The sequence below is a fragment of the Lactiplantibacillus sp. 7.2.4 genome (genome assembly GCF_018991185.1).
Classification (GTDB): domain Bacteria; phylum Bacillota; class Bacilli; order Lactobacillales; family Lactobacillaceae; genus Lactiplantibacillus; species Lactiplantibacillus pentosus.
Genome location: NZ_JAGYGS010000002.1, coordinates 98,265 through 124,882, shown reverse-complemented (window position 1 = coordinate 124,882; position 26,618 = coordinate 98,265). Strand labels below are relative to the sequence as shown.

25 protein-coding genes are annotated in these 26,618 nt (G+C 45.5%); 18 read left to right on the top strand and 7 right to left on the bottom strand.

Annotated elements, in window-relative coordinates; genetic code table 11:
• Positions 1-350: 350 nt before the first annotated feature.
• Positions 351-1,085: a glycosyltransferase family A protein gene (locus tag KGF70_RS01350; RefSeq protein WP_050337658.1), complete on the bottom strand. Its 735-nt coding sequence runs from the start codon at positions 1,083-1,085 to the stop codon at positions 351-353.
• Positions 1,086-1,177: 92 nt separating this feature from the next.
• Positions 1,178-1,885: a GntR family transcriptional regulator gene (locus KGF70_RS01345; RefSeq protein ID WP_050337656.1), complete on the bottom strand. Its 708-nt coding sequence runs from the start codon at positions 1,883-1,885 to the stop codon at positions 1,178-1,180.
• A gap of 191 nt (positions 1,886-2,076) precedes the next feature.
• On the opposite strand from KGF70_RS01345, the gene KGF70_RS01340 reads away from it, so the two are divergent.
• The 15 genes from KGF70_RS01340 to KGF70_RS01270 all read left to right on the top strand — a co-directional run bounded on the left by KGF70_RS01340 (position 2,077) and on the right by KGF70_RS01270 (position 18,512).
• Complete coding sequence (locus KGF70_RS01340; protein WP_003639490.1) at positions 2,077-2,394, top strand: PTS sugar transporter subunit IIB; 318 nt, start codon at positions 2,077-2,079, stop codon at positions 2,392-2,394.
• A 100-nt stretch (positions 2,395-2,494) separates the two neighbouring features.
• Entirely contained in the window at positions 2,495-2,842 is a 348-nt protein-coding gene (locus KGF70_RS01335; protein ID WP_003639489.1) for a PTS lactose/cellobiose transporter subunit IIA, read from the top strand.
• A 189-nt stretch (positions 2,843-3,031) separates the two neighbouring features.
• Entirely contained in the window at positions 3,032-4,471 is a 1,440-nt protein-coding gene (locus KGF70_RS01330; RefSeq protein ID WP_216767735.1) for a 6-phospho-beta-glucosidase, read from the top strand.
• A gap of 17 nt (positions 4,472-4,488) precedes the next feature.
• Complete coding sequence (locus tag KGF70_RS01325) at positions 4,489-5,931, top strand: 6-phospho-beta-glucosidase (protein ID WP_216767734.1); 1,443 nt, start codon at positions 4,489-4,491, stop codon at positions 5,929-5,931.
• A 1,290-nt stretch (positions 5,932-7,221) separates the two neighbouring features.
• Positions 7,222-8,532 carry a D-serine ammonia-lyase gene (locus KGF70_RS01320; protein WP_216767733.1) on the top strand — a complete coding sequence of 437 codons (1,311 nt, stop codon included), beginning with the start codon at positions 7,222-7,224 and terminating at the stop codon, positions 8,530-8,532.
• A 261-nt stretch (positions 8,533-8,793) separates the two neighbouring features.
• Positions 8,794-9,594 (top strand): SDR family oxidoreductase, encoded by an 801-nt coding sequence (locus tag KGF70_RS01315; RefSeq protein WP_050337647.1) that lies wholly within the window; start codon positions 8,794-8,796, stop codon positions 9,592-9,594.
• Positions 9,595-9,611: 17 nt separating this feature from the next.
• Positions 9,612-11,477 carry an HTH domain-containing protein gene (locus tag KGF70_RS01310; RefSeq protein ID WP_216767732.1) on the top strand — a complete coding sequence of 622 codons (1,866 nt, stop codon included), beginning with the start codon at positions 9,612-9,614 and terminating at the stop codon, positions 11,475-11,477.
• Positions 11,477-11,974 carry a transcriptional regulator GutM gene (locus tag KGF70_RS01305; protein ID WP_050339746.1) on the top strand — a complete coding sequence of 166 codons (498 nt, stop codon included), beginning with the start codon at positions 11,477-11,479 and terminating at the stop codon, positions 11,972-11,974. The genes KGF70_RS01310 and KGF70_RS01305 overlap by 1 nt, the downstream gene beginning before the upstream one ends.
• 10 nt (positions 11,975-11,984) lie before the next feature.
• Positions 11,985-12,536, top strand: a complete 552-nt coding sequence (locus KGF70_RS01300) for a PTS glucitol/sorbitol transporter subunit IIC (RefSeq protein WP_050339744.1) — start codon at positions 11,985-11,987, stop codon at positions 12,534-12,536.
• Positions 12,537-12,550: 14 nt separating this feature from the next.
• Complete coding sequence (locus KGF70_RS01295) at positions 12,551-13,579, top strand: PTS glucitol/sorbitol transporter subunit IIB (RefSeq protein WP_216767731.1); 1,029 nt, start codon at positions 12,551-12,553, stop codon at positions 13,577-13,579.
• Between the two features lie 23 nt (positions 13,580-13,602).
• A complete protein-coding gene (locus KGF70_RS01290; protein ID WP_216767730.1) occupies positions 13,603-13,980 on the top strand; it encodes a PTS glucitol/sorbitol transporter subunit IIA in 378 nt (125 codons plus the stop codon).
• A gap of 372 nt (positions 13,981-14,352) precedes the next feature.
• A complete protein-coding gene (locus tag KGF70_RS01285) occupies positions 14,353-15,096 on the top strand; it encodes an ABC transporter ATP-binding protein (protein WP_216767729.1) in 744 nt (247 codons plus the stop codon).
• On the top strand, positions 15,074-16,321 hold the full coding sequence (locus KGF70_RS01280) for an ABC transporter permease (protein WP_050339738.1): 1,248 nt from the start codon (positions 15,074-15,076) through the stop codon (positions 16,319-16,321). Before KGF70_RS01285 ends, KGF70_RS01280 begins: the two co-directional genes overlap by 23 nt.
• A 4-nt stretch (positions 16,322-16,325) precedes the next feature.
• Positions 16,326-16,997 carry a TetR/AcrR family transcriptional regulator gene (locus tag KGF70_RS01275; RefSeq protein ID WP_101873024.1) on the top strand — a complete coding sequence of 224 codons (672 nt, stop codon included), beginning with the start codon at positions 16,326-16,328 and terminating at the stop codon, positions 16,995-16,997.
• A gap of 294 nt (positions 16,998-17,291) precedes the next feature.
• Positions 17,292-18,512: an ATP/GTP-binding protein gene (locus KGF70_RS01270; protein WP_216767728.1), complete on the top strand. Its 1,221-nt coding sequence runs from the start codon at positions 17,292-17,294 to the stop codon at positions 18,510-18,512.
• A 292-nt stretch (positions 18,513-18,804) separates the two neighbouring features.
• Here KGF70_RS01270 and KGF70_RS01265 read toward each other — a convergent pair whose 3' ends face one another.
• A complete protein-coding gene (locus tag KGF70_RS01265) occupies positions 18,805-20,241 on the bottom strand; it encodes a nicotinate phosphoribosyltransferase (protein WP_216767744.1) in 1,437 nt (478 codons plus the stop codon).
• A 142-nt stretch (positions 20,242-20,383) separates the two neighbouring features.
• On the opposite strand from KGF70_RS01265, the gene KGF70_RS01260 reads away from it, so the two are divergent.
• Positions 20,384-20,893 (top strand): transcription repressor NadR, encoded by a 510-nt coding sequence (locus tag KGF70_RS01260; RefSeq protein ID WP_088770871.1) that lies wholly within the window; start codon positions 20,384-20,386, stop codon positions 20,891-20,893.
• A 171-nt stretch (positions 20,894-21,064) separates the two neighbouring features.
• Here the strand turns inward: KGF70_RS01260 and KGF70_RS01255 are convergent, their stop codons facing one another.
• The 4 genes from KGF70_RS01255 to KGF70_RS01240 all read right to left on the bottom strand — a co-directional run bounded on the left by KGF70_RS01255 (position 21,065) and on the right by KGF70_RS01240 (position 25,478).
• Positions 21,065-21,457, bottom strand: a complete 393-nt coding sequence (locus tag KGF70_RS01255) for a tautomerase family protein (protein ID WP_050339733.1) — start codon at positions 21,455-21,457, stop codon at positions 21,065-21,067.
• A 125-nt stretch (positions 21,458-21,582) separates the two neighbouring features.
• Positions 21,583-22,884, bottom strand: a complete 1,302-nt coding sequence (locus KGF70_RS01250; protein WP_216767727.1) for an MFS transporter — start codon at positions 22,882-22,884, stop codon at positions 21,583-21,585.
• Positions 22,885-23,163: 279 nt separating this feature from the next.
• Complete coding sequence (locus tag KGF70_RS01245) at positions 23,164-24,345, bottom strand: enhanced intracellular survival protein Eis (protein ID WP_216767726.1); 1,182 nt, start codon at positions 24,343-24,345, stop codon at positions 23,164-23,166.
• A gap of 41 nt (positions 24,346-24,386) precedes the next feature.
• Positions 24,387-25,478 carry a DUF871 domain-containing protein gene (locus KGF70_RS01240; RefSeq protein ID WP_216767725.1) on the bottom strand — a complete coding sequence of 364 codons (1,092 nt, stop codon included), beginning with the start codon at positions 25,476-25,478 and terminating at the stop codon, positions 24,387-24,389.
• Between the two features lie 164 nt (positions 25,479-25,642).
• Here KGF70_RS01240 and KGF70_RS01235 point away from each other — a divergent pair, with 164 nt between their 5' ends.
• Both KGF70_RS01235 and KGF70_RS01230 read left to right on the top strand, forming a co-directional pair.
• Positions 25,643-25,864: a DUF2829 domain-containing protein gene (locus tag KGF70_RS01235; protein ID WP_003639475.1), complete on the top strand. Its 222-nt coding sequence runs from the start codon at positions 25,643-25,645 to the stop codon at positions 25,862-25,864.
• Complete coding sequence (locus KGF70_RS01230) at positions 25,864-26,610, top strand: 3-oxoacyl-ACP reductase (RefSeq protein ID WP_216767724.1); 747 nt, start codon at positions 25,864-25,866, stop codon at positions 26,608-26,610. The genes KGF70_RS01235 and KGF70_RS01230 overlap by 1 nt, the downstream gene beginning before the upstream one ends.
• Positions 26,611-26,618 lie beyond the last annotated feature (8 nt).

Genomic DNA, 26,618 nt, shown 5'->3' with positions numbered 1-26,618 from the left:
ACCCAAATAGGTGGCCGTTCATCCGCCATTCGAACGGCTTCCCGACTGGAGGGGCTGGCTGACAATGCTCAAGGGCGAAGTTCTTCTTGTCCGGGCGGGTTTCCCGGGCTAGAAGAAGACTCGTATTTGAAATTGCGCAGTGGGGTTCTGCGTGAGTTCAAATCGATGTCCGCCCTGTTCCAGCGTTGTCAGCCAGCCCCGGAGGTCGGAATAGGGCGCGGCTCCGCTGACGAACAGTAATCCAACTTGGCATTTTTTAATCATGATTCATGCCAGAAAATAACGGCGATTATCATACATATAGTGATCAGCTAAAACAAAAGACGTCCCAAATAAGGGACGTCTTAAGCTTATTGATTATTCCAATCTTCATTCAGAACTTGCTTTTTTTCCTGCTTGAGAATCTTCATCATTTTGCGACGGGCAACGAAGAACGGAATGCCGATATGTGCGAGGTTGCTCCGGAAGCGCCAACGGTAATGGTAAGTCCGATCCGGTACGTATTCGGAGGACTGTACGTAGTTGGCGTAGCGGAAGGCAAACAGTTGGTCTTCCAGAAAGTTGATATCTTCGTTGAAGGTCAGGTGGTGGGTGGTAATAATCTCGCGAATGAATGCTTTATTCCACGAAAAACCGCCGACGGTCCCAAAATTGATGTTGGCAATCAAATCTTTTTGACTGTAAGTTTTAGCGGGACTAGGAACAGCTAAGTAACCATAGTGCCCACAGACAACGAGTTGCGTATTCGGGGCTGCTTGATAGGCGGCTAGGAAGGTGGCCAGAAAATCTGGTTCGACCCAGTCGTCGCCGTCAACAAAACAAAGGTACTTGCCCTTGGCAGCAGCCATACCGGAATTACGAGCTGCGGAGACGCCCCGGTTAGTCGTGTGGGTAATCACGTGGAACCGGTCATCACCTTTGATTAACGCGGCAATTTGTTCGCCAGTGTCGTCAGTCGAGCAATCATCAACCACGTAGACTTCGAAGTCGGTCAGGGTTTGGCGTTGCAGACTAGTCAAGCAGCTGTCTATAAATTTATGCTGGTTGTAAGCTGGTACAACCACTGAAAAAAGGGGTGCTGACACGCTAATTCCTCCATCGTAAATTTGAATACTATTACTAGTATACCCATAAATTGTGATGAATTTGTAGTGAAATCCCCTTTTTTAGCCATAAATTAATTATTTGCCAGATTGGTGGTATGGAAATAGAGCGCTAAGTCGGGATAAACGAAGACGGTGTGTGAGAAATCAAGCAATCCATTATTTTTATAATAATTGGATGAATCGAGGGCCAAATAAGTATCACCGTGCCCGAGGTCCATCAGCTCGGCCTCTTCCTTACTCAAGTTGGTGAGAGACAGGTAGTCATCACTATTGGCGATGCCGATGCCGTATGCTTCGTTGATGAAATCCCAAATCGAGCTATTGACGGCCTCCGTGGAGAGGTAGGGGACGACCGAACGTAGATAGTACGCTTTTTCCAGGCAGTAGAGTTGGTCGTGCCAGTAGCGCAGACGAATGATGCGATACAGTTCTTCGTCGATTGGAATTCCCAGTTGGTGACTCAATGCACTGTCACCCTTGACGGTATCAAAGGTGAGCACTTTGGACTTCAGGTTGCGTGGATGCAGATTACTATTGAAGAGTGAGCGAGCCGACAAGTTGACGACCGTTTTATGTTGTAACTGGATATTGGTAATGTAATAGCCACTCCCTTGAACCCGGCGGAGTAAGCCCTGTTGGTAGATTAAATCGATGGCTTTACGAATCGTATTCCGACTCGCATGGTAGCGTTCCATTAATTGTGCTTCGGTGGGTAATTTGACAGTAAAAACACCGTCTTGAATGGCGGCGACGAGCTTGGTCGCAATCTCACGATACATAGAAACCACTTCTTTCAAAGTTAATGTCATAGCATAATTTGTAGGTACAAATTAAATAAATTGCAGATATCTGATTAATAACGCTTGTCAAATTTGTACCCATGACTTATAATTCTAATTGTAATGAAAGCGGTTTATTAAAGCAACCGCTGTAACATATAAATTTAAAACGATCTAGGAGCGTGTTTATTATGGCTGAAAGAACAATTATGTTGGTATGTGCCGCTGGGATGTCAACGTCATTATTAGTATCCAAGATGCAAAAGGCTGCTGAAGCAGAAGGTATCGATGCAGATATTTTTGCAACCGCTGCCAGTGACGCTGATGCTAAGTTGGCTGAAAAAAATCCTGACATTTTAATGCTTGGACCACAAGTTCGTTACATGTTAAGTGATTTCCAGAAGCGCGTGGATATTCCAGTTGAAGTAATCAACATGCAAGACTACGGGATGATGAACGGCGAAAAAGTTTTGAAGGAAGCCGAAGCATCAATTGCAAAAGCTAACTAATCAATGAATTATCGATGCGACCATGCCACGGTAGTTTTACCGGGCGTGGTGGCATTTTGATTGTCACGCACACGAAAAAAACGCTAAAAGGATGAGGGCAATGGCAGAAGAACAAACTAAAGAAGTTGAAGCAAGTCTTGAAACTATCATGGGACTGATCGTTAATGGTGGTAATGCAAAGAGTTCCGCTTTCGAAGCAATTAAAGCTGCTAAGGAAGGCGATTTTGAAACTGCGGATGCGAAGTTGAAGGAAGCCGATAACTTCTTGACGGAAGCACACAATTCACAAACTTCGATGTTGACCGCAGAAGCACAGGGTGAACATACCCACGTCTCATTATTACTCGTACATTCACAAGATCATATCATGAATGCCATTACTTTCCGGGATTTAGCTGGTGAAGTCGTGGACGTTTATCGTCGCTTAGCTGCTGACGAAGCAAAGTAATTAATTAATTGGAGCCTAGGCAAATACCTGCTGGTGTTGGTCTGGGCTTGTTTTTTCATTCATGCCGTAGTCAAAGATGATGACGGGTGCTTAACGCGTGGACGTGGCGGTTACGCGGCCAATGTTTGTTAAGCTTACGAAGACTGTAACTCAGGCTAACTGAGCAGCATTAATGGAGGAAATTAGTTCATGACAAAAGGATACAAAATGCCGAAAGATTTTCTGTGGGGTGGCGCGGTCGCGGCCCATCAATTAGAGGGTGGCTGGCAAGCTGGCGGTAAAGGGGTCAGCATTGCTGATGTCATGACTGCTGGTCGCAATGGCGTTCCCCGCAAGGTCACGGATGGCGTCAAGGAAGGGGAAGTCTACCCGAACCATTGGGGCAATGACTTCTACCACCGTTACCCAGAAGATGACCAATTATTTGCCGAAATGGGTTTTAAATGTTTCCGGACATCGATTGCCTGGACCCGAATCTTCCCGAATGGTGATGAAGCTGAGCCAAATGAAGCAGGGTTGAAATTCTATGACGACTTATTTGATGACTTGCTCTCACATGGCATTCAGCCGGTCGTGACGCTATCCCACTTTGAAATGCCTTATCACCTCGTTAAGGCGTATGGTGGCTTTAGCAATCGGAAGATGATCGACTTCTTCTTGCACTTTGCGAAGGTCGTATTTGAACGTTATCAAGATAAGGTCAAGTATTGGATGACCTTTAATGAAATCAATAATCAGACGGCGTGGAGCGACCCCCATCCGTTATTACAAAACTCCGGGTTACAACTCGGTAAGGATGACAACTGGGAACAAGCGATGTATCAAGCTGCCCACTATGAACTCGTGGCGAGCGCGCTGGCCGTTCAGGCGGGACATGCGATTAATCCGGACTTCCAGATTGGTTGTATGGTGGCGATGTGCCCAATCTATCCACTGACGGCCAAACCAGCGGATATCATGATGGCCGAACGGGCAATGCAGAAACGTTACTGGTTCGGCGATGTCCACTGCTTAGGCGAGTATCCAAAGTGGTTACCGAAGTATTTTGAACGTAAAGGCTTTGATATGGATATTACGGCGGCTGATTTGGCAACGTTGAAAGCCGGCACGGTCGATTACGTTGGCTTCAGCTACTACATGTCGTTTGTGACCAAGGGCCATGATGGTGACTCGGACTACGACTTCAAGGAACCGGATGATTTTGTTGACAATCCGTACGTTGAAAAGTCGGACTGGGGCTGGCAGATCGACCCAACTGGGCTGCGCTACGCGATGAACTGGATGCAGGATCGTTGGCACTTGCCACAAGTCATCGTTGAAAATGGTTTTGGGGCATATGACAAGAAGGAAGCCGATGGCAGTGTCCACGATGATTATCGTATCAGCTACTTCCGTGACCACATTTTAGCGATGGAAGAAGCGGTTGCCTTAGACGGCGTCGACCTGATTGGTTACACGCCATGGGGCTGCATTGATTTGGTCTCGGCAAGTACCGGTGAAATGGCCAAACGCTATGGTTTCATCTACGTTGACGCGGATGACGATGGCCATGGTAGTTTTGACCGCTCGAAGAAGGACTCCTTTGACTGGTTCCAGAAGGTCATTGCGAGTGATGGTGAAGATTTATAGCGAAAGGATGAAGTAGTATGGCAGAGACAAGTGGATTACGTTCGGACTTTTTATGGGGTGGCGCGGTTGCCGCCCATCAATTAGAAGGCGGTTGGCAAGCTGGCGGTAAAGGGGTCAGTGTCGCTGACGTCATGACCGCTGGTGCCAATGGGGTGCCACGTGAAATTACTGATGGCGTGATTGCCGGTAAAAATTATCCCAACCATGAAGGCATTGATTTTTATCATCACTATAAGGAAGATATTAAGTTATTTGCCGAAATGGGCTTTAAGTGTTTCCGGACATCGATTGCCTGGACGCGGATTTTCCCGAATGGCGACGAAACGGAACCCAATGAGGAAGGTTTGAAGTTTTATGACGACATGTTTGATACTTGTCACCAATACGGCATCGAACCGGTCATCACCTTAGCGCACTTCGAAATGCCATACCACTTAGTCAAAAAATACGGTGGTTGGCGTTCGCGCAAGGTCATCGACTTCTTCGTACACTACGCTGAAACGGTCTTCAAGCGTTACAAGAACAAAGTGAAGTACTGGATGACGTTTAACGAAATCAACAATCAAACGACCTATACCAATCAATTCTTGATGGCAACTGACTCTGGTTTGGTCCTCAAACCAGATGACCCTGATGCAGAAGCGTTGATGTATCAAGCCGCCCATTACGAAGTGGTTGCGAGTGCCTTGGCAGTTAAAATCGGGCATGCAATCAACCCGGATTTCCAGATTGGGAACATGATCAACATGACGCCAATTTACCCGGCAACGGCTAAGCCACAAGATATCATGCAAGCTGAAAAAGCCATGCAACGGCGCTACTGGTTTGCGGATGTGCAATCATGGGGTTACTATCCAAATAACATGGAAGCCTACTTCAAGCGGACTGGCTTCCGGCCTGACATCACGGCTGAAGACCGGCAAGTCTTGAAGGAAGGCACCGTGGATTATATTGGGTTCAGTTACTACAACTCCAACACGGTCGCTGCTCAAGATGACAACCCAGATTATCGCTACGTCGGTCCAGAAGCAGTCGATAATCCATATCTGAAGACGAGTGAATGGGATTGGCCAATTGACCCAGAAGGCCTACGCTATTCCTTGAACTGGTTGCAAGACCGTTACAACAAGCCAATGATGATCGTTGAAAACGGGCTGGGTGCTCGCGATAAGGTCGAAGCCGATGGCAGTATCCACGATCCATACCGGATTGACTATCTACGCGCGCACATCAGTGAAATGATCAAAGCGGTCAATGAAGACGGTGTCGACCTGATTGGCTACACGCCATGGGGTTGCATTGACTTGGTCTCCGCTGGGACTGGTCAGATGTCGAAACGTTACGGCTTCATTTACGTCGACAAAGACGATGAAGGCCAGGGGACACTAGACCGTTCCAAGAAGGACTCATTCTACTGGTATCAAAAAGTCATCCGGACTAACGGCGCAGACTTGAAATAGGGTTCACGGATGCGGTGTCCCGGTTATACTCAACTGAGCAGTTAGTTTACCAAAGTTAACAATGAATCAGCAAACGGTGTTTAAAGCGAATGGGCTTTGAACGCCGTTTTTGAATTTGGGATTAAAAAGGATTAAGTACATGCCAATTTCTCGTTCAAAGAAAGCCAGCTAAGACCCGCTGGAAACAAAGCAAGTTAGTATAAAATTGCAGTGATAGACACATCCTACTACGGCTTCCAGGCATTCTGGACAATGGCCGTGACGTGGTGGACACAGATTTAAGCCGACAAACCACGTCTTAAATACTGGTCTTTCATGTTAACTGTGATATGGATAAAACGTGCTCGGGTCAGACTGGGACTTCCGGTTAGCTACGCCAGAACGCCAAGCGGAAGTTCACCGCTTAACGCTCCAGCTAGGCTAATCCTCAGTCCAAACCTGTCTGAACCTCACAGGCTGAAAGACACTGGGCCTTGCCCAGAATACCTTCCAGCCGGGATGGTATTCGAAAGGCAAATATATGCGAACTCAATATTTAATGGACTGATCGCTAAGTTTGAATTAACAGTCGTTTTGACATTCAACGTAAGCCTAGTTATTGGTAATATTTTAGCTACTTGCCCATATTTTGAGACTATGAATCATGAGCATCGGCGAACATTGGTGAATTTTCTCACGTCAACTCAGATACTAGAGCCTTGAATTTTACATGAATGGTAATTTTATCGTCTGTTCGTAAGCCTAAGAATCATACAATAATCATTAGGCAGTCTTGCCAGAGTACGAATACTATAGATGTTGATTCGCAGTTCGCATGAAGGGTCAGTCGCTTAATGTTTAGCGGTCAATTGCACCCAGATAGGTGGCCGGTCATCTGCCATTCGAGTGGCTTCCCGACTGTCCGGCCCGCCGGACAATGCTCAGTAGCCAAATTATTCTTAGTCGGAAGTGGTCTTCTTCCGGCTTAGAATAAGACTCGTATTTGAAATTGCGCAGTGATTTTCTGCGTGAGTTCAAATCGACGTCGGCTTACGTTCCAGCAATTGTCAGCCTGCCCTGGAAGTCGGAATAGGAAGCTCACCGGCTGACGAACAGGAATCCACTAACTAGCACAATGTGTATACGGTCATTCCTTTTGCAGGCTTCCCCGCATGTTGGGTCGCTCAACCAACAATTCAGGTGAATTTGGCGCCAAGGATTGTTAAAGCGGGCTAAGTGTGGTTAAATGATGAACGAAAGTGGTGTCATGTTATCTAACATGAATCAATTAAACGAAAAGGACCTGAAAGTATGGATACAACGGTAATGATTGAAAAGCACCCACAAATCAAGGATTTAATGGCAGAACGGCCAATCGTTTGGCGTAACCCGGATTATGGCGAATCGGCTGAGTTGCCATTGACGCGGGCAGATATTTTTGATGCGGTGGCGCGCTGGGAGCGTTTTGCACCTTTCTTAGCCGTCGCCTTTCCGGAAACAGCGGCGATGAATGGCGTGATTGAATCGCCACTATTGAAGCTCCAGCATATGCAACCGGCGTGGGAGGCCATTAATCATCAATCTTTGGCAGGGCAATTGTATCTCAAGGCGGACAGTCAGTTACCGATTTCAGGGTCGATCAAGTCACGTGGTGGTATTTATGAAGTGCTGAAATTCGCCGAACAGGTCGCCATGACGCATACTGATTTAACGTACATGGACGATTATAGCGTACTGGCCACGCCCAAGTATCATGACTTGTTCGCACAATATGGTGTGATTGTAGCGTCGACTGGTAATTTAGCACTCAGCGTGGGTATCATGGCCGCAACCTTTGGCTTTAAAACGACGGTGTACATGTCACACGACGCTCGGCAGTGGAAGAAAGATAAGTTACGTGCTAATGGCGTCACAGTTGAAGAACTGAACACGGACTTTTCCAGTGTGATTCCAGTTGCACGAGCGGCGGCAGCTAAAGATCCGCATACCCATTTTGTCGATGATGAGGGCTCCCGTGACCTGTTCTTAGGCTATGCGGTGGCCGGTGTGCGGTTGCAGCACCGATTAAAGACGCAGGGCATTCCGTTAGACGACCAACATCCAGCCGTCGTTTATCTGCCAGCCGGCGTCGGTGGTAGTCCGAGTGGCGTGGCGTTCGGGCTGAAGATGATTATGGGCGACGCCATCTATCCGGTCTTTTGCGAACCGACCCACGTCCCATCCGTCACCCTGGGCATGATGACCAAGCTCAATGAAAAAATCGCTGTTCAGGATATCGGCTTGGATGGCTTAACGGCAGCGGATGGGCTCGCGGTTAGTCGCCCATCCCGGTTAGCGGGCAAAATCATGCGGACCTTACTATTAGGAACCGCCACCTTTGAAGACAATGAGCTTTATAAGTATTTGACTAAGTTGTTGGACACGGAGCAAGTGATGGTCGAACCATCTGCAGCCGCTGGGTTTACCGCCATCGCACCCATCACTAATCAATTTCCTGAACTCGCTGGCAAAAATGTGACCCACATCGTCTGGGCAACTGGTGGCGATATGATGCCGGAATCCGAACGACAATTGGATTATGATTTAGGGCGGAAATTGCTGTTGGCGGTTGAGGGCGAGTAGGTAGTTCGTTATTACATGAAAATAGTAGAAACTAAATCGGCGGACAACATGTATTAATAATGTGCCTGTTAATAGAGATGTATTGAGACGCAGTAATCAAACGATGCTACGTCTTTTTTGTTGTGTAAGAATAGATTGAAACAATTAAGCTAATAATTTGAACTCAGTGGTCGTAAAATGTTGGCTTAATGGTGAATGCGCTTTCATCTATGATGTATTTGTAAACAAAAGCAAGTCACATTATACGAGGAGTGTCATTTTATGAATAATTGGATTAATTTAACTGGTCGCGTCTACGTGGTAACGGGTGGATCATCAGGTATCGGTGCAGCCATTGTGACGGAATTGTTGAATAACGAAGCAATTGTCTATGATGCTGATTTGAATCAGCCAGAATTAAATCATCCTAATTTACATTTTGTTGAAACGGATGTTACGAATCAGGATGCGGTGACATCACTAGTAAAACAGGTCGTCACGGATCAAGGTAAGCTCGATGGCTTGGTCAATAATGCCGGGATTAATTTACCACGGCTGTTGGCAGACGCGCAAGAACCGTTTGGAAAATATGAGTTTACCCAACAAGATTTTCAAAAAATGTTTGCGGTAAATGTGCAAAGCGTCTTTCTGATGTCACAAGCGGCAACGCATCAATTTGAGAAGCAACAGTATGGTGTCATCGTAAATATGTCCTCCGAAGCGGGACTTGAAGGTTCTCAGGGTCAAAGTGTATACTCTGCAACTAAGGGGGCTATTAATGGTTTCACGCGTTCATGGGCAAAAGAATTAGGTGAGCATCATATCAGAGTTGTTGGTGTGGCACCAGGTATCATGGAAGCAACGGGATTGCGCACCTCAAGTTATGAAGAAGCGCTGGCCTATACTCGGCACAAGACAGTGGCTGATATTCGGGCCGGCTACAAGAGTACAACAACGACGCCATTAGGACGTAGCGGCAAATTATCTGAAGTTGCAGATGCAGTTAATTACTTATTATCTGATCGGGCCAGCTACATTACAGGCGTTACAATCAATGTTGCGGGTGGAAAGAGCCGCGGCTAGAATAGCGTGGTGATAAAATGAACAGACAAAATTTTGAAATGCTAAATTTTTTTATCAATAATGATGCATTAACGCTCAGAGAAATTCGCAATCAGTTCGCGCTTTCGCGGTCAACAATCATTAAGAATGTTCGTGATATTAACGAGTATTTGAATGGGATTGCCAAAATAAATATGAACGGGTCAAAGTTTTATCTGATCATTAACAATTATGCCGAAGTCGCAAAAGTTCAAACCTTCTTTTTGAAGCGTGATTTGGATTTTAATGATCCAGATAAGCGGCAGGTGACTATTTTAAAAGAATTAATCAAACACTTATCAAACTATCTTGTGATTGACGATTTGGCAGATTCTTTGGCGGTTAGCCATGGAACATTGACCAATGACCTGAAAGAATTGAAAGCTAAACTAACGCCGTATGGTATTACGATTCAGGCCAAAACTAATCGGGGTATCCGGTTGGCGGCTGCTCGCGATTATGAATTAGCTGCTGTGACCAGAAATTTGGTTGGTAAGTACTATGAATTGGAGTTGACTTGGAAACAACAAACTGATGTGAAATTGGTTAACCTGATCAAGCAGCTTGATGCGAGTGACAATACGGTTAGTATGATTAAACGAAATATTGCGGTGGTCAAGTGGTTACAACAATGCGATATCCGTATTGATGATCAGATCAAACATTATACGGTGGTCGTTAATGATTCACAAACCCAACCGCTTCGTGAATTAGTAACGACGATTGTCGGACAGTCACTGACGACTACTGAATGGGCCTTTATCGCTTATCCGCTTAGTATTAAGAAGCTGGGGATTGATGATCCACAATTAATTACAAGTGGTCTCAGTCAAATAGGCACACTAATGCAAGCTATTTTTCCAAAAATAAAGGCTTATCTCGACGTTCAGCTAGATTTTCAACGATTATTGACCGAATTGCAATATCATTTACTGTTCTTAATCAATCGCGCGGTCTTCCATGTGGAAACTGAAAATTTCATTTCTAATGATATGCTGAATAAATATCCAGTTGCTGCTGAACTGGCTAGTGAGACTGTGGCCGCTTTATCGACGCGATTACAGTTACAAATTAAGCAACAAGAAGTCGGTTATCTAGCCGTCTACTTCCAAATGGAACTGGAAGAATATATGACGACACCAATTATTCATCGCATTGCGTTAGTGAAGCCTTTCAGTGAGAGCATGAAGAAGTTCTTGAGTGAGCAGTTGACTACCATTGTTGATGAAGACTTACAAATTGATGTTTTTAACTCTGAAGAAGCCTTACGGAAGAGTCCTGAAAAATATTTGCTGATTTTCTCCAATCAATTGATTACCGAAAATGAGTTGATCCAGCGTGCGCCGGTCATTCACTTTAATTCAATCCTTAATCAGGGGATTCTCAGACAGCGATTGCAGATTTCGTTGGTCGCAGATGCCATCAGTCAAGGATTATGTCAGTTCACAGTGACGCATTTTAACAAGGCAATCAAGTATATGAATGCCGTTGAACAACTCATTGAGACCGAAATTGATAAAGGCCAATTGCTGCATTCTTTTATTGCCGATTGGAAAGCTCGAGAGCGTAAGTCGAGTAACATTTTCGGTGATGGGGTTGCTTTACCACATGTTATTGATAACTCGGGCTTGAAACGAATTCTAGTGACAGTGGGACTATTCAAGATGCCAACGAGTTTTGATGGTCAGAAGGTTAGGGTTGTCTTTTTAGTCGCAATTCCGAAGCAACTGGATGCAAATTTGAGTCGCGTGTTGTCTCAAGTTTATGATTTAATAAGAAGTATTGCAGCGAATGGCAATATTTATAATAATTTGAAGAATTATGATAGTACGCGCTCAATTATTCAGTTAATGGAGGCAATATAATGTTAATTTATTTCGGGATATTATTAGTTGGGGCATTTTTATTGCAGGGATTGTTAGGATTACATCAGATTAATAGTTTTTCACGAACTTTTCACCACCTGCGAACCTTAGCACCGGTCGCAATTGGTAAAAAGCCCAAAAAGTTTCGTTCTGGCACATTGATCTTAATTGCTGTGAACTCACAAGGGACCATTTTGGAAGCGCAGATGATGAAGGGTGTGACTATTTTTGCCACGTTCAAAGAGATTAAATCTCTGAAAAATCAGAATTTAGCAGAAGTTGCGGCATCCTATTCAACATTACGTGAATTTGATAAATTGACTCGTGCTTGTATTTTAGATGCCTATAAGAATTTCATCAACTATCGGACGAAGCAATTGGCGCCAAGTGAATTCGATTCGTCAATCAAGATTTGGAGCCTACCAATGGTTGAAAAAGCGAAGTCGATTTTTTATAAACTGACGATGGCTCGTCGGCATAAACAAATGAATGATTGAGGTGAACATAATGAAAATAATTACTGATCTCGCATCCGGTTTTATGGGACTTTTTCAGAGTGGTGGTAAGACGTTCGTTGGCTGGATGTCCTCCATCATTCCAGTTGTCCTGTTACTGTTAGTCTTAATGAATGCCATCATTGCCTTCATCGGGGATAAACGAATGGCTAAGTTGGCGAAAGCGTCATCCAAGAATCCAGTGACACGATATTTGATTTTACCATTTGTTTCAGCGTTCATGTTAGGAAATCCAATGGCCCACTCAATGGGACGCTTCTTACCGGAATATTATAAGCCAAGTTGGTATGCAGCAATTGCGCAATTCTGTCATACCAGTAATGGTGTTTTTCCACACATTAATCCCTCAGAATATTTTATTTGGTTAGGAATTGCACAGGGGGTTCAAAAACTAGGCTTAAATACGATGGACTTAGCTGTTCGGTATTTGTTGGTCGGGCTTGTGATGAACTTTATTGGTGGATGGATCACCGACTTTACAACGGCCTATGTTTGTAAACAACAAGGGATTACACTGTCTAAGACTGTCGATTTAGATGGATAAGTGAGGGATAGATGATGAGTAAAGAATATCATAGCATTCGAGTTGTTAAAGGTGCAGGTGGCTGGGGCGGCCCACTTACGATCACACCAACTGCTGACAAAAACAAATTTATTTATGTTACCGGTGGTAATCGACCTGCAATCGTCGATAAAATTGCCAAATTGACTGGGATGGAAGCAATCGATGGCTTTAAAACGGCGATTCCAGATGAAGAGACCGCGCTGGCAATTGTTGATTGTGGTGGGACCCTGCGTTGTGGCATCTATCCTAAAAAAGGAATTCCGACGATCAACGTCTTACCAACTGGGAAAAGTGGCCCATTAGCACAGTTTATGCGTGAAGATAATTATGTTTCGAACGTGGACGTGGACCAAATCACGTTGTTAGGGACCGAAGATGATGTTCCGGTTCAAACCGTGAAATCAGCTGAACCTGTAGTTGCGGATACTGAGTCACAAACAGCAACAGAAGGTATTGATCAATCAAAAACGTTAACGCAACAGGCTCAGAATCCGGGAGTCTTAACTAAAATCGGGATTGGTGCTGGACGAGTGGTTTCGACGTTCAACCAAGCGGCTAAGGATGCGGTGCAGACCGTTATCAACACGATTATCCCGTTCATGGCGTTTGTGGCACTACTAGTTGGGATTATCAACGGTTCAGGTATTGGGAAAGTATTTGCCAAAGTGATGGAGCCGTTAGCAGGTAACGTGTGGGGCCTTATGATTTTAGGATTGATTTGTTCACTGCCATTCTTATCCCCACTATTAGGCCCTGGCGGCGTTATCGGACAAGTGGTCGGCACTTTGATTGGTGTTGAGATTGGAAAAGGTAATATTCCACCACAATATGCCTTGCCTGCATTGTTTGCGATTAATACTCAAAACGGTTGTGACTTTATTCCCGTTGGATTGGGGTTAGCTGAAGCGGATGCAAAGACGGTTGAAGTTGGGGTTCCATCAGTTTTGTATAGTCGGTTTATTAATGGGGTTCCACGGGTGTTTGTTGCTTGGATCGCTAGTTTTGGACTATATACAAAATAGTATTATTTTTTGAGGTGATTATCATGATGACGAAGAATCAAACGATTTTTGAGACACAAGTATTAGAAGTTGGTGCCGAGACACCAGATTTTAAATCGATTGGCATGGCAATTTTATTTGGTAATGAAGCACCGGACGCGTTGCGACCATCTTGCTTTATTATCAATGTCAAGCCCTTGCAAGACACGATTGAACCGGGCATGAGCTTGATAATCGATAATCAGACATATCAGATTACGGCGGTTGGTAATGAGGTCCAAACCAATCTTGGGCGTCTGGGACATACGGCGGTTTGTTTTACAGGTGAAACGGCTGCTAAACTGCCAGGCTCATTGTATGTTGAACAAGCAGACTATCCTGATATCAAGGTTGGCAGCCAAATCAAAATTGTGAAGGCTTAAATGATAGCGCTTGCTATGAGCGACCTATCAACTGTGAAAAAGTGTATTAGTTAGAAAAGACTTTGTCGGCAAGGCAGCTGCAAAGTCTTTTATGCTTTTCGTAATCATTGGATAGATCTGCTACTTCGGCATGCTTGACTTGTCATTCGCGCCTCTCAGCGGAAAGACGCGACCTCTAAAAATGGATAATAGTGGCTACAATTAATTTAGGAAACAAAAGCGTTTTTTCTAGTGAGATGAACTTAGAATGTTGTTGCGATACATAAAAATGAGTGTTCACTCATATTTTCATTGACAGCAAGCTTTAGCGGTTTTATACTAAAGTCAATAAATGAGTGAGTGAACACTCACTTTTGAAAGAAGGGGCTTGAGATGACAACGAATTATGTGGTTGCTGAGCAAGTTAGCAAGAGTTTTGGGCGACAACAAGTTTTGAATCAAATTGACTTAACACTGCCATCCGGGATGATTTACGGCTTGATTGGGCCATCTGGTGCTGGGAAGACAACCTTGATTAAAAGTATTTTAGGCATGGAAGCGGTGGATTCGGGCACCGTGGATGTGATGGGCACGCGGATGCCTAATCGGGCGGTGATGGCGCAAGTTGGTTATATGGCGCAAAGTGATGCGTTGTATGAAACGCTAACTGCCCGTGAGAATCTGAAGTTCTTCGGCCAGTTGATGTCAGTGCCTAAGCAGAAGTTAGTCCAAATGATTGATTATGCAGCAGGATTGGTCGATTTAACGAGCCAATTGGATCAGCGGGTCAGTGGTTATTCTGGTGGGATGAAACGCCGGTTATCATTAGCAATCGCACTGATTCAGGATCCGCGATTGCTGATTTTGGATGAACCGACCGTCGGAATCGATCCGGAATTACGGCAACAAATTTGGGCCGAACTGAATAAGTTAAAAGCTACGGGCAAGTCCATGTTGGTGACGACCCACGTAATGGATGAAGCGGAACGGTGCGACTATTTAATGTTGATTCGTGGTGGGATCGCGTTAGCTCAAGGGACGCCGCATGATTTGAAACAACAGTATGATGTGGGCACAATCGAACAAGTCTTTTTGAAAGCGGGGCGGATGCAAGATGCGAACAATGGCAATCGTTAGACGAGTTTTTAAGCAACTGTTACGAGATAAGCGGACGTTAGCCTTAATGTTTTTGGCACCATTACTGATTATGACACTGATGTATTTCTTATTTCAAAACAACACGACGCAAGTAGCGAGCTTGGGTGTTCATCATGTTGACCAATCCGTGGTTAACGTGATCGATACCAAAAACGTGACGATTCATCATTATGATAGTTCACAGGCACGGAAAATGATTAAGCAGCATGATTTAGATGGCTATCTGACTCAGAAAAATGGTCAATTGACGATTACTTATTCAAATAGCAATCCAACCAACACGTCTTTAATTAAAGCGAGTTTACAATCAGGATTAGTTAAGTTGAAAATGAAGACGCTGGTGACCGTTACTAAGAAACAGCGCGCGGCCCTCGAATCGCAACAAGCCGCTTTGAAGAAGCTGACAGCAGCTCAGACACAAGCAACGGTGACCAAGCTTAAAACTGCCATTGCACAAGCCCAGGCACGCGGTGACCAGGCAACTGCTGAGAAATTACAAAAGCAACTCAAGCAGGCCACAGCCACGACGTCTAGTTCGACTCAGTCAGCTAAAGCAACAAATTATACGACTAAGTCTCATTATATTTATGGCAGTAGTGATTCGACCTTTTTTGAAAATTTCCTCCCAATCTTTCTGGGGTTCTTCGTCTTCTTCTTTGTTTTCCTGATCTCGGGAATTTCGCTACTGAACGAACGGACTACTGGCACGCTCAGTCGGTTGTTAGCGACGCCAATTCGGCGCAGTGAGATTATTTGTGGCTATTTGATTGGTTACGGCTGTTTTGCCATCATCCAAACGCTAGTGACGGTCCTATTTGCCATCACGGTCTTTAAGATTCATCTAGTGGGGAGCCTGGGATTGGTCTTCCTGACGAATCTGTTGTTGGCGTTAGTCGCATTGACTTTGGGTATTTTTATTTCGACGTTTGCCAATTCAGAATTTCAGATGATTCAATTCATTCCGTTGGTGGTGGTCCCTCAGATTTTCTTTGCGGGATTAATTCCTGTTGACGGCATGGCCAACTGGTTACAAGTGATCGCCCACATTATGCCACTGTACTATGGCGCTGATGCGTTAACGGCAGTCGCAACTAAGGGGGCTGGATTTGCAGACATCGGCCTTGATTTGTTAGTATTAGTAGGATTCATGGTTGTTCTGACGATGTTAAATATCGTTGGAATGAAACGTTATCGAAAGGTGTGAGCGCATGGCACGACCACGGATACGAGATTATTTTCAACAAGACTTAGATCAAAATCAGAATATCACACCTAAGCAACGGGCCATCTTACAAGCTAGCCTGGACTTGTTTGCGGAAAAGGGCTTCGACCAGACGAGCACGAGTGACATCGCACAGCGAGCCGGCGTCGCAGAGGGAACGGTCTATCGCCGTTACAAAACGAAGGCGGCGTTGCGTGATGCGGTGTTAGCACCGATTGCAGCTAAGATTGTACCGATCTTGGCGAGTGATTTTTCTGAAGATGAATTGCATCGGCGCTATCCGAGCTTGCAGGCCTTTTTAACGGCAGTCGTCAACGACCGGATGCAGTTTGTCCAAAATAATCTTAAAGAACTAAAAGTGATTTTTGAGATGGCGGCGTTTGATGCGACACGGCGTGAGCGTATTTTAAGTCAGATTGCGCCGCAAATGGTCCAGCAAGTCGGCAGTGTGCTCGACCAACTCAAAGCTGACAAATTGATGGTTGATTGGCCTAACGACTTAATCATTCAAACACTATTGTCCCAGGTGTTTGGCTATATTGCACGGCTGATGATGGGGTTTCCTGGAACGTCTTTTGACCGCGAACGAACTTACTTGATTGCGGTGCTAACGAAAGTATTGACGCCTGGTGAAAACGACCAGTTAGAAATTGACTAGTGTTTTTGTAACCATCAGCAGATAAAAATTTGAACAAGCGTTGGCGTGCGGACTGTGTTCGAGCGCCAACGCTTGTTTTGTGCTGGTTGGGGTGACAGGTACTAGAGAAGAGGAAAGCATACTAAATGTTAGATTTAAACGTAACACACGTTTATAAAAACAGGGCCAAAAGATATGTTTTGAATAATTTCATATTTGAGGCCAATAGATTGTATTCACAAGACAAACAACATATAATTTAACCGTAGAATACGTTTATAAAATACTTGCAGTGTTTAAGGACGGAGGTGCTTTATGCGACTTTTAAGAATAAAAATCGAGGGACTAACGTTATTTACCAAATCTTTTGATTTTAGTTTAGTCACATCACAACGGATGACAGAGCGTAATGATGAGAGTGTGACCAGATTGTTTAATCGCATTTATATTAACAATGTGGTCGCCTTGGTCGGCAAAAATGCTTCAGGAAAAACGATGACTTTGAATTTAATTAATTTTGTGAATCACGTTTTTTTACAAAATGAACCGTTAAACCATGCGGAAGGCAGGATTGCACTAATCGGCCAGCAATTTAAATTCACAACGTATTATTATGATGAGCTCGAAAATCAGCTATACAGAGTTGTCTCGACCATTAATAAAAGCGCTGATCCGAAGGCGACCTTATCTTTCGGAGAAGAAGTGCTCTATGCTAAGCCGGTTACATTGGGAATTACTAGAAGCAATTTGTTTGATTTCTCAAATGCTGAATCCGTCGACAAACGGATTGATGATCCGTTGTTACCTGAAGATAATACGTATTTTCGCAAAGTGACCAAACGTAAGGCTGAGCCGCCAGTCATTGCGCCCATCAATGATTTTATTGCTTTTACTCGTAGTAATTTATTGATGGCACCACTGATGGACAAGTTCCCAGAACTTCAAGGTGCAATTATTGCTTACTTAGATCCAACAGTTGAGTATATTCGAACTAAGAAGGATTTGGATCCAGACACTGATAGTGATTTATTCATCCTCAAATTCAAGGGTAAGTCCAAAATTTTAGTGGTTAATGCCTATGAACTATTCAGCTATTTGTCTGCAGGAACAATCAAAGGCCTGAATCTATTTGCTTTTGTCTTTTCAACGTTAGCAACGGGCGGAACGTTCATCGTGGATGAAATCGAAAATCATTTTCACAGAGCAATCGTCCAGACGATCCTCTCCTTTTTCACTGATCCTGAAGTGAACACTAACCGCGCAACACTAATATTTACAACTCATTATCCACAACTATTGGATCAGTTCAGCCGAAGCGACGATATTTATTTTACAACCAGAAAGACTGACCTGATTGAATTGGAACGTTTTAGTAATCGGGTCAAACGTTCAGATATTAAGAAAAGTGATATTTACGAAAGCGATTTCTTGGATGGTACTGCTCCAGAATACGCGGCATATGACCAGTTACGTGGTTTGTTGGCGCAAGCAACGCTCACCCGGTCTGAAAAGTCGAATACAGCCAATGAGGTATAACGCACTGATTGCAGAGGGAACGGCTGAGCAGTCGATTTATAGCTTGATTAACCCAACAGCCCTTAAATGAATTTATGCAGGCTTACGGCTAGTCGTCAACGATATGCTCAATGGTCATAAAGTCTAATTGTTATTGGCCAACAATTTAAAATAGTGAGTATTGTTGATTCGAACAGTATTGCCATTACTTTATATTGTGAAGGACTATTAACAAAATCAACAGCCGAGATACTTCAGTTTTCCATACTGAAGTATCTCGGCTATTTTGAGCAAAAATATAAGCCGCAGTCCGCTAGTCCGAACCCACCGTCAATTGCGTCAACAACTCAGATTGTAAATGGCTGAGGGTCGTCGTCATGTAGACCGGATAAGTGTCCGGATTGACCAATCGCTGGGTCGCACGTGGTAGTTCGGCAAGTTGGGCCTGCATGTTTGCTTGAATGGTTTGGACTGAGACGGCCGATGTTGTCGTCAGGTCAACGGGTTCAAGCAACGGCCGAGCCTCGAAGTTAGTCAACTGTTGTTCACGTTCGACACTGACTGGGTCACTATTGACGACCGTTAGTTCAGTTTGTCCGACGATTGCTTCCGAAGTTAGGGCAATCAAGTCCGCGAAGGCTTGCTGGGTGCCACGATGGTAGAGTCGGTAGACTTGTTTTTGACCCGGAATCGTCAGCTTTTCACGACTGGCACTGACCTTGATTTTGGGTGCGATGTTGCCGTCCTGCTCGGTTGCAGCGAGTTTGTAAACACCGCTGAGCACGGGTGAGGAGGCGCTAGTAATCAGTTTTTCACCGATACCAAAATTATCGATTGGCGCACCTTCGTGTCGTAATGACGTCAGAATCGCTTCATCGAGGGCGTTAGAAATGGTGATTTTAGCGTCTGGAAAGCCCGCTTCATCTAATTGGGTGCGAGCAGCCTGAGAGAGTCTGGTGACATCACCAGAGTCGATTCGAATACCGACGGGTTCATGGCCAGCGGCACGGAGCTCTTTAAAGACGGTGATGGCGTTTGGAAGCCCGGAATTCAAGACATCGTAAGTATCGACGAGTAGCGCGCTATTATCTGGATAACGGTTGGCCCATTGCCGAAAAGCGGTCAATTCATCAGGAAAGGCTTCAATCCAACTATGCGCCATCGTACCGGCTACTGGAATGCCGAATTGTTTGGCGGCCAGAACGTTGGATGTACTACTGGCGCCACCAATCACAGCCGCACGTGTGCCATAAATGGCACTATCAGGGCCTTGTGCACGGCGGGCGCCGAATTCCATAATCGGTCGTCCGGCTGCTGCTTCGCTCAAACGACGGGCCTTGGTCGTAATCAAGGATTGGTGATTGACAATGTTGAGCAGTAAAGTCTCTAACAACTGGGCTTGATACAGTGGGCCGGTCACGGTGAGTAGTGGCTCGCGTGGAAAGACGGGTGTGCCTTCAGGTAACGCCTGTAGTTCGCAAGTCAGTTTGAAATTTGCTAATTCCGTTAAGAATTGCTCATCCCACAGGCCTAATTGGCGGAAGTAGGCTAAGTCAGCATCAGAAAATTGACCATTTTGAAGTGCCTCTATCACTTGCTGTAAGCCGGCAGCAATCACAAAACTACCGTTATCAGGCACCCGACGATAAAAGAGGTCGAAGGTGGCGTTGGTGGTTGGCAAATCGTGATAAAATCCATTGGCCATCGAAAACTCATATAAGTCAGTTAATAAAGATAAATTGCGCATTATGCATCGATCCCGTTGTTTGAATTTAGGTGTCTTGACACCTATGTGAAGTGAACCTAGTTTAGCATAGTTTGTTAATTGATGAAAGCTATTCTGCAAGTTTTCTGTTAGAATAAGCCTATCGAAATAGTGAGAAGGGTGAGTCATGACAGGAGCAGAACGGCGAGAACAAATTCGCGCAAAATTATCACAAGCACAGTCCCCAATCAGTGCCACGACGTTAGCAAAACAATTCGCAGTTAGCCGGCAGACAATCGTCGGGGATATTTCATTGTTACGGGCTCATGGTGCGGCAATTGCTGCAACCTTGCAGGGTTACCAGTTGGAAGCAACCAATCAGCCCACTGCCGTCCTCGTTTGTCGTCATTTTCCGAACGAGGCGACCAAAGAAATGGCACTGATTATTGAAGCCGGTGGCGTTATTAAAGACGTCGAAGTGGAACATCCGTTGTATGGTCGCTTACGGGGTGAATTAGAGATTCGTGAAATTGGCGACATTAATTTATTTATGGGGCGACTCAAACAACTACAGGGGCATTTACTGTCTGAATTGACGGATGGTGTGCACAGCCATACGGTTGCTTATCAGACCCCGGAACAGTTAGCGGCCATCAAAAAGGCGTTACGCGATGCTGGATATTTATATGAAAATTAATGTCAAGACAAGGTCGATATTACATTGATAATTAAGCTGCGGTGCTCAATTTATTTTTGCAAATAAGTCTGCCATTATTCAACTGGTTCTGACTCATGACAAAAGCCACCCTGGAAATTCAATTTTGAATTTCCAGGGTGGCTTTTTCGTATCCGCTAAGTGGCGTCGTAACTAAGCTAAATCGCCGTTGAGAAACTGAGCTTGACCATCGCCAAAGGACCAATCTTCATAGCTATTCGTTGTAATATTAATCATCACATCTGCTGGCGCAATCCCAAGTTGCTGGTGTAAGTCGTGAACCAGAAGTTGGTAAAACTGCTGCTTATCTTCCACCTTGCGCGGGCTAGAAGTGAGACTGAACATTAAGAAAGCCGAGGTTCGTTCAAAACCTAGGCCGACGTCTTCAATAATCATTTCATCTGGGTCATGTTGCGTGACGATTTGATAACGGTCACGGGGCCGTAAGTGAAGCGCGGTACTAGCTGCGTGGTAAGCAATATCTAAGATTTGTTTGATTTCAGACTGTGAGCGTCCGCGAATCATATCAATGCGCATTAAGGGCATGGTGAGACCTCCTAAAAGTTGATACATCAAGTATACTGCTGATTGGATCGCTGACGTAGTATCAAAGTGCGATTAGGACCATCTTGAATCACGATATCTGAACTGGGAACAGCCCAAGGCACGACTCAAATTGAGGATGATTGGTCAGTGCGAATCGCCTGATGCAATGGCTTTAGGAGTAGTAACGTGTATCCAATCAACAACATGCTATTGACGATGAGTACCAGTCCGCCGTGGTGGGTGTTTTGGAAAATAATGGTGAATAATAGCGTCCCAATTGGCATAATCGAGCTATTGACGGTTGTCATGGTTGCCACGACTCGACCCAAGAGCTGGGTAGGGACCGTTTGCTGTAAATAAACTTGAAAGGTGATGTTTAAAATCACGAGTGCTAAAGCTAAGATGCCCATGATGAGACTACCAATAATGGCATAGTTGGCCGCTGATTGTGACGTGCTGAATAGTAATCCTAGTAGACCGATTTGGATATCGATGACTAACACTGGCATCATTAACTTCCAAAAGAGCCGTTTTTGATTGCCCGTCGGAAATATGCTCAGCATCAAGCTGCCGAGTAGCATTCCAATGGCACTACCAGTCTCGAGAACACCCACGGGGCCGTTGCTGGTATGCAGTTGGGCTTTGAGAATATAGGGCGTCCCAATCGTGACAGCGGTATAAAAGAAGTTCAGGATAACGCTGAGCAGAATCGTGAGTTTGATCATGGTTCGTGATTGCATGTAGGTAATGCCTAAACGAAAGCTTTTCAGTTGATCATGGTGTGATTGCGGTGCGATTTGCTGATTACGTGGTTGATAGTGGAAATGCATCGTCAACATCACCCCGAAAGCTGCAATCGTTGCGATAATTTCCAAGCCAATAAATCCTGTAAAGCCAACGAAACTATACAGGCCGACGCCCAGCGCCGGTGAAAGAATTGAAGATAAAGAAATGGCGCTTTGTGTCAGTGAGCTCAGCCGCTGAACACTGTGGCGGTTCACAAGCTCGTGGATGGCAGCTGAGTAACACGTATCGTTGAGATTGGTCGAGATGGCGTCGACAATTAAGAATAAGACAATCGGAATTAATTTGCTATTTCCGATAAAAAAATTAATACTAATGGCAAATAAAAACAGTGCTGTGATGCGCGCCAACAAACTTCCCGTCAGCACCGCTTTATGTGGGTAGGTATCTACCAAGTTACCGATGGGCACTAGACAGAGTAGACCAATGATGGGGGTGATCAGCATGTTGAGACCGAAGCTGATGGCAGAGTGGGTCTCGTCAAGTAACATCAGTCCGAGGCCAAAGGAAAACATCTTACCACTCAAGGAGCTGATGAAATTACTGATAAAGGCTTTGATAATTTGGGCGTTAGATTGGCGATTACTAATCATTGGCACTGATTCGGGACTAGGATTAGACATAGGGACTTCCTTTCAGCCTATTGCGACAATTGCAGACCAGCAAGTTATAGTTTTAATCTAATTATAATGTTTTTAATCTGATTGCCAATTCTAGTCCTAAAGCGTCGTCCAATCAAAACAATCCGCAACAGTCAGAATACGAACTTCCGACTGTTGCGGATTGTGAATAAAGCTTATTGGATACCGTTTAGTTCAGTCTCACCTTGATGTAGTCATACGCTCCAGCAACAAACTAAGCAACGATGGCCGAGTTTCGCGCCAACAGCTCAGAACAGCTACCTAAAAGTAATCGATCAAAGCTGGTCGCGTCTTAACTAAGCTCGCGTCCAACCGGTCGATGGCGTTTAGGTCGCCCGTCAGTTGGCCATGCAGATAAGCCCGCCGCAGTGATTGCGACCCGAACAAGGCGGTGGTGAGTTGTTGAATTGAGAGTTTAATGTCAGCAGTTCCGGTCAGTTCAGTGCTGACGCGATTGAGCGTCACTTGGCCGTTTGCCCGTTGTAGTTCCCAGATGCCTTGATTAGCGGGCAACGTGGTGTCAGTTACGGCAAGGCGAATCAAGGATACGTCGGCGGTAAACGGATAGCGTTTGATGAAGTCATATAAATCAACGATTCGCGCCATCATGTAAGGCTTGATCGTGACCTGCAAGGTATAGGGGTCAGCCAACAAGTCGAGGCCGTTCGTCGCACTGGGATCGTCATAACTAAACGTTTCAAAAGTCGTACCGTGTTTCGTGATAAAGTCGGCGAGTCGCTCGAAAGCGGTGGGGGTACTCGTCGACCACTCCTGAATGGCGAAATTAGTGGCTTGGCGTTCGTAAATCAAATAACCCTCAATCTTGGCGTCGGCATTCCGGTAAATCGCGACTGACCAATCATGCTTCAAGGTCAGATAGTGTTGCCACCAAGTTGGACGAATCAAGCCCCCGCGCTGATTTTGCGCTTGGGCCGCGTAAAAATCATTAATTAAGGCGAGGCCGTCATTGCCGTAGCGCGTCACCGTACCGGTCCAGTCGGTCGGTTTGATACGCGGCAGGTCATGTGCGGCCATGACTTGGTGGGCGTGGTCGAAGACGTGCTCGTAGCCAAATCGGCGATAGTAGCCGTATGCGAACGGTGCCAAGTAGGACAGGGTCACGTGCTCAGCCGCCATTTCGTTTAACGCAGCGGTCAATAACTGGCCTGCGCCACCTTGCCCGGCGTATTCGGGGGCACTCATGACGTCGCCAATGCCATTCATCTTGTAGGTCACGCCATGAAAATTAACGGCGAGGGGCAAGCTGTATAAGCCACTGACCAGTTGTCCGTGGTCGTGACGGCCATAAATCCAGCCATGTTGATAACGATCCATGAAGAAGCGCCGCCGTTGTGGTGAATCTTGATTATTAAACGCATATTGATAAAGCTGGTAGAACGCTTCCCGGTCGGCATCACTTGTTAAACGGTAGTCAGTTGTCATTTGAGCACCTCCATCAAAGTTTACGCTAGTTTCAAAGTGGGCTATTCAGCTGCAACAAATTTGAAGTCCGCCCATGGTTGGAGCAACTTCAAACATGGTAAATCACTCGCAACGACGTGACCGACCACGTTGATACGGCCGGTATTTTCAAGGTCGCGACGGGCAATCTGTAATTCACCCTTGTATTGGCCGAATTCATCGTTGTCGATCAAGACGTCGCCGGCATGGATGGCTTCCAAATGATGAGCGGGGAAGTCTTCGTCTTTATAAATCACACGCGTTTGTGAAGACCGAATCACGTAATCTGAAAAGTCACCGCGATACGTTTGTGGTTGCGCAAAGAGCACTTTTTCTTCGACCGCTGATAAGTCGCTGACCGTATCGACGTGTAATAGTGGGTAAGGGCTGAAGAAGACTTCAGCTGCTGCTTTTAATTCGGCGTCGCTAGCGTAGGCGTTCCCAATCAAAACGTCGTCAATTAAGCCGGTCATCTTCAAATGTTGAACTTGAGCGGCAATGGGTAAGCCACGGTGGTCTTCAAGTGTGCACAGCCCATCTTGCATCGGCCATGGCCCATATGTGGCGGCATTCGATGAAACGAAGGCGGCGGTGTTCAGACCGTATTGCCGGTATTGTTCAGAAGTCTGAACAAAGTAATCGTAACCGAGGCCAGTATATTGTTGTGGATAGAAGTTGTGTGACCCCAATAAGTTATCTTTGGCTGGGGAGTAGTCCATAATCGTATCGACATAGTGTGTCCCCTTAGACATGTTCACTTCAATCTTGATGCCATATTCATTATGCGTCATCCGGGCTTCTTCTTGACCCGTAAAGCCGAGGTCGAGCCGGACGCCCCAAGCACCTAAGTCGTGGAAGAATGAGAGGTCATCATAGGAGACACCGAGTTGTTTGAACAAGTCGGGATTGACGTCGACCATCACTTGCAAGCCCAGTTGGTTCGCATAGGAAATCACTTTTTTGAAGTTGGCAACGACCGCGGCTTGATCCCCTTTGATTTCAAGTAGCGACGTGAAGACCCGCTGATAACCGTATTTAGCTGCCAAGTCCAGGTATGCGGCATCCTTTTCAAAAGTTGAACGTTCGGGATAAACCGAAACACCGAGTTTACTCATTTAAAATTCCTCCAAGTATTAATTAATTTCTGTATTCGCTTACATTATCGCACAAATAATTGGTCTGTACCATCAAAACAGACAATTTGTTGGTACCAATTTTTGCCTGTCACTTGCTGCGGGATTATGATACGATTTGGGTATTAATAATTGGAGGCAACATGATGACATTTGAAGCAATTTTACCAGAGTTAAAAGCGGGTAAACGGGCAGTACGGACAGGCTGGGAAGGCACGGAATTATTTGTTGAATTGCAAGCGACGACGACCTTTAAAGGCGATCCGTTGAATCCCTACTTTTTGATTAAAACGGCGGATGAAGCCTATAGTATGTGGTCACCAACGGATTGTGATATTTTGGCCACTGACTGGCAATTGGTCGACTAATGCAATTTGAAGAATACGTGGGGCAAACGGTCCTGGTGACGGGCGCGGCATCTGGCATCGGTCTCGCACAGACCCAAAGTTTTCTAGCGCAGGGCGCACGGGTGATTGCGATTGACCGCCAACCCCAGCCCGCAGCTTTAGCAACGACGACAGCCTTGCATTACCAAGTTGCTGACGTGACGGACGCTGACGGTTTGACGGCGGCGATTGCTGCTGGAATTCAAGCCTTGGGTACACCATCAATCGTTTGCAATACTGCCGGCAAGTTGGATGGTTATCAACCAACACTCGCGACGGATTTAGCGACCTGGCAAGAAATCATTGCCACCGACTTGACCAGTCAGTTCATTGTGACTAATGCGGTGTTACCGGAGATGTTGGCAAAGCACCACGGTGTCTTTGTGAACATGGCCTCGATTGCTGGTTTGGTCGGTGGTGGCGGTGGGGCAGCTTACACCGCTGCGAAACACGCCGTGATTGGCTACACCAAACAGCTCGATTTAGATTATGCGAGTCAGGGAATCCGGGCCAATTGTTTGGCACCAGGCGCCATTGAGACACCGATGAACGCTGCTGATTTTGCTGGTGATGGCAAGATGGCGAAGTGGGTGGCGGATGAGACCCCTGCCAAACGGTGGGCCCAGCCGCAAGAAGTTGCGGACTTAACGTTATTTTTAGCGAGTGCCCACGCCGATTATATTCACGGCACCGTCGTTCCGATTGACGGTGGGTGGCTCGCAAAGTAGGGGGTGAA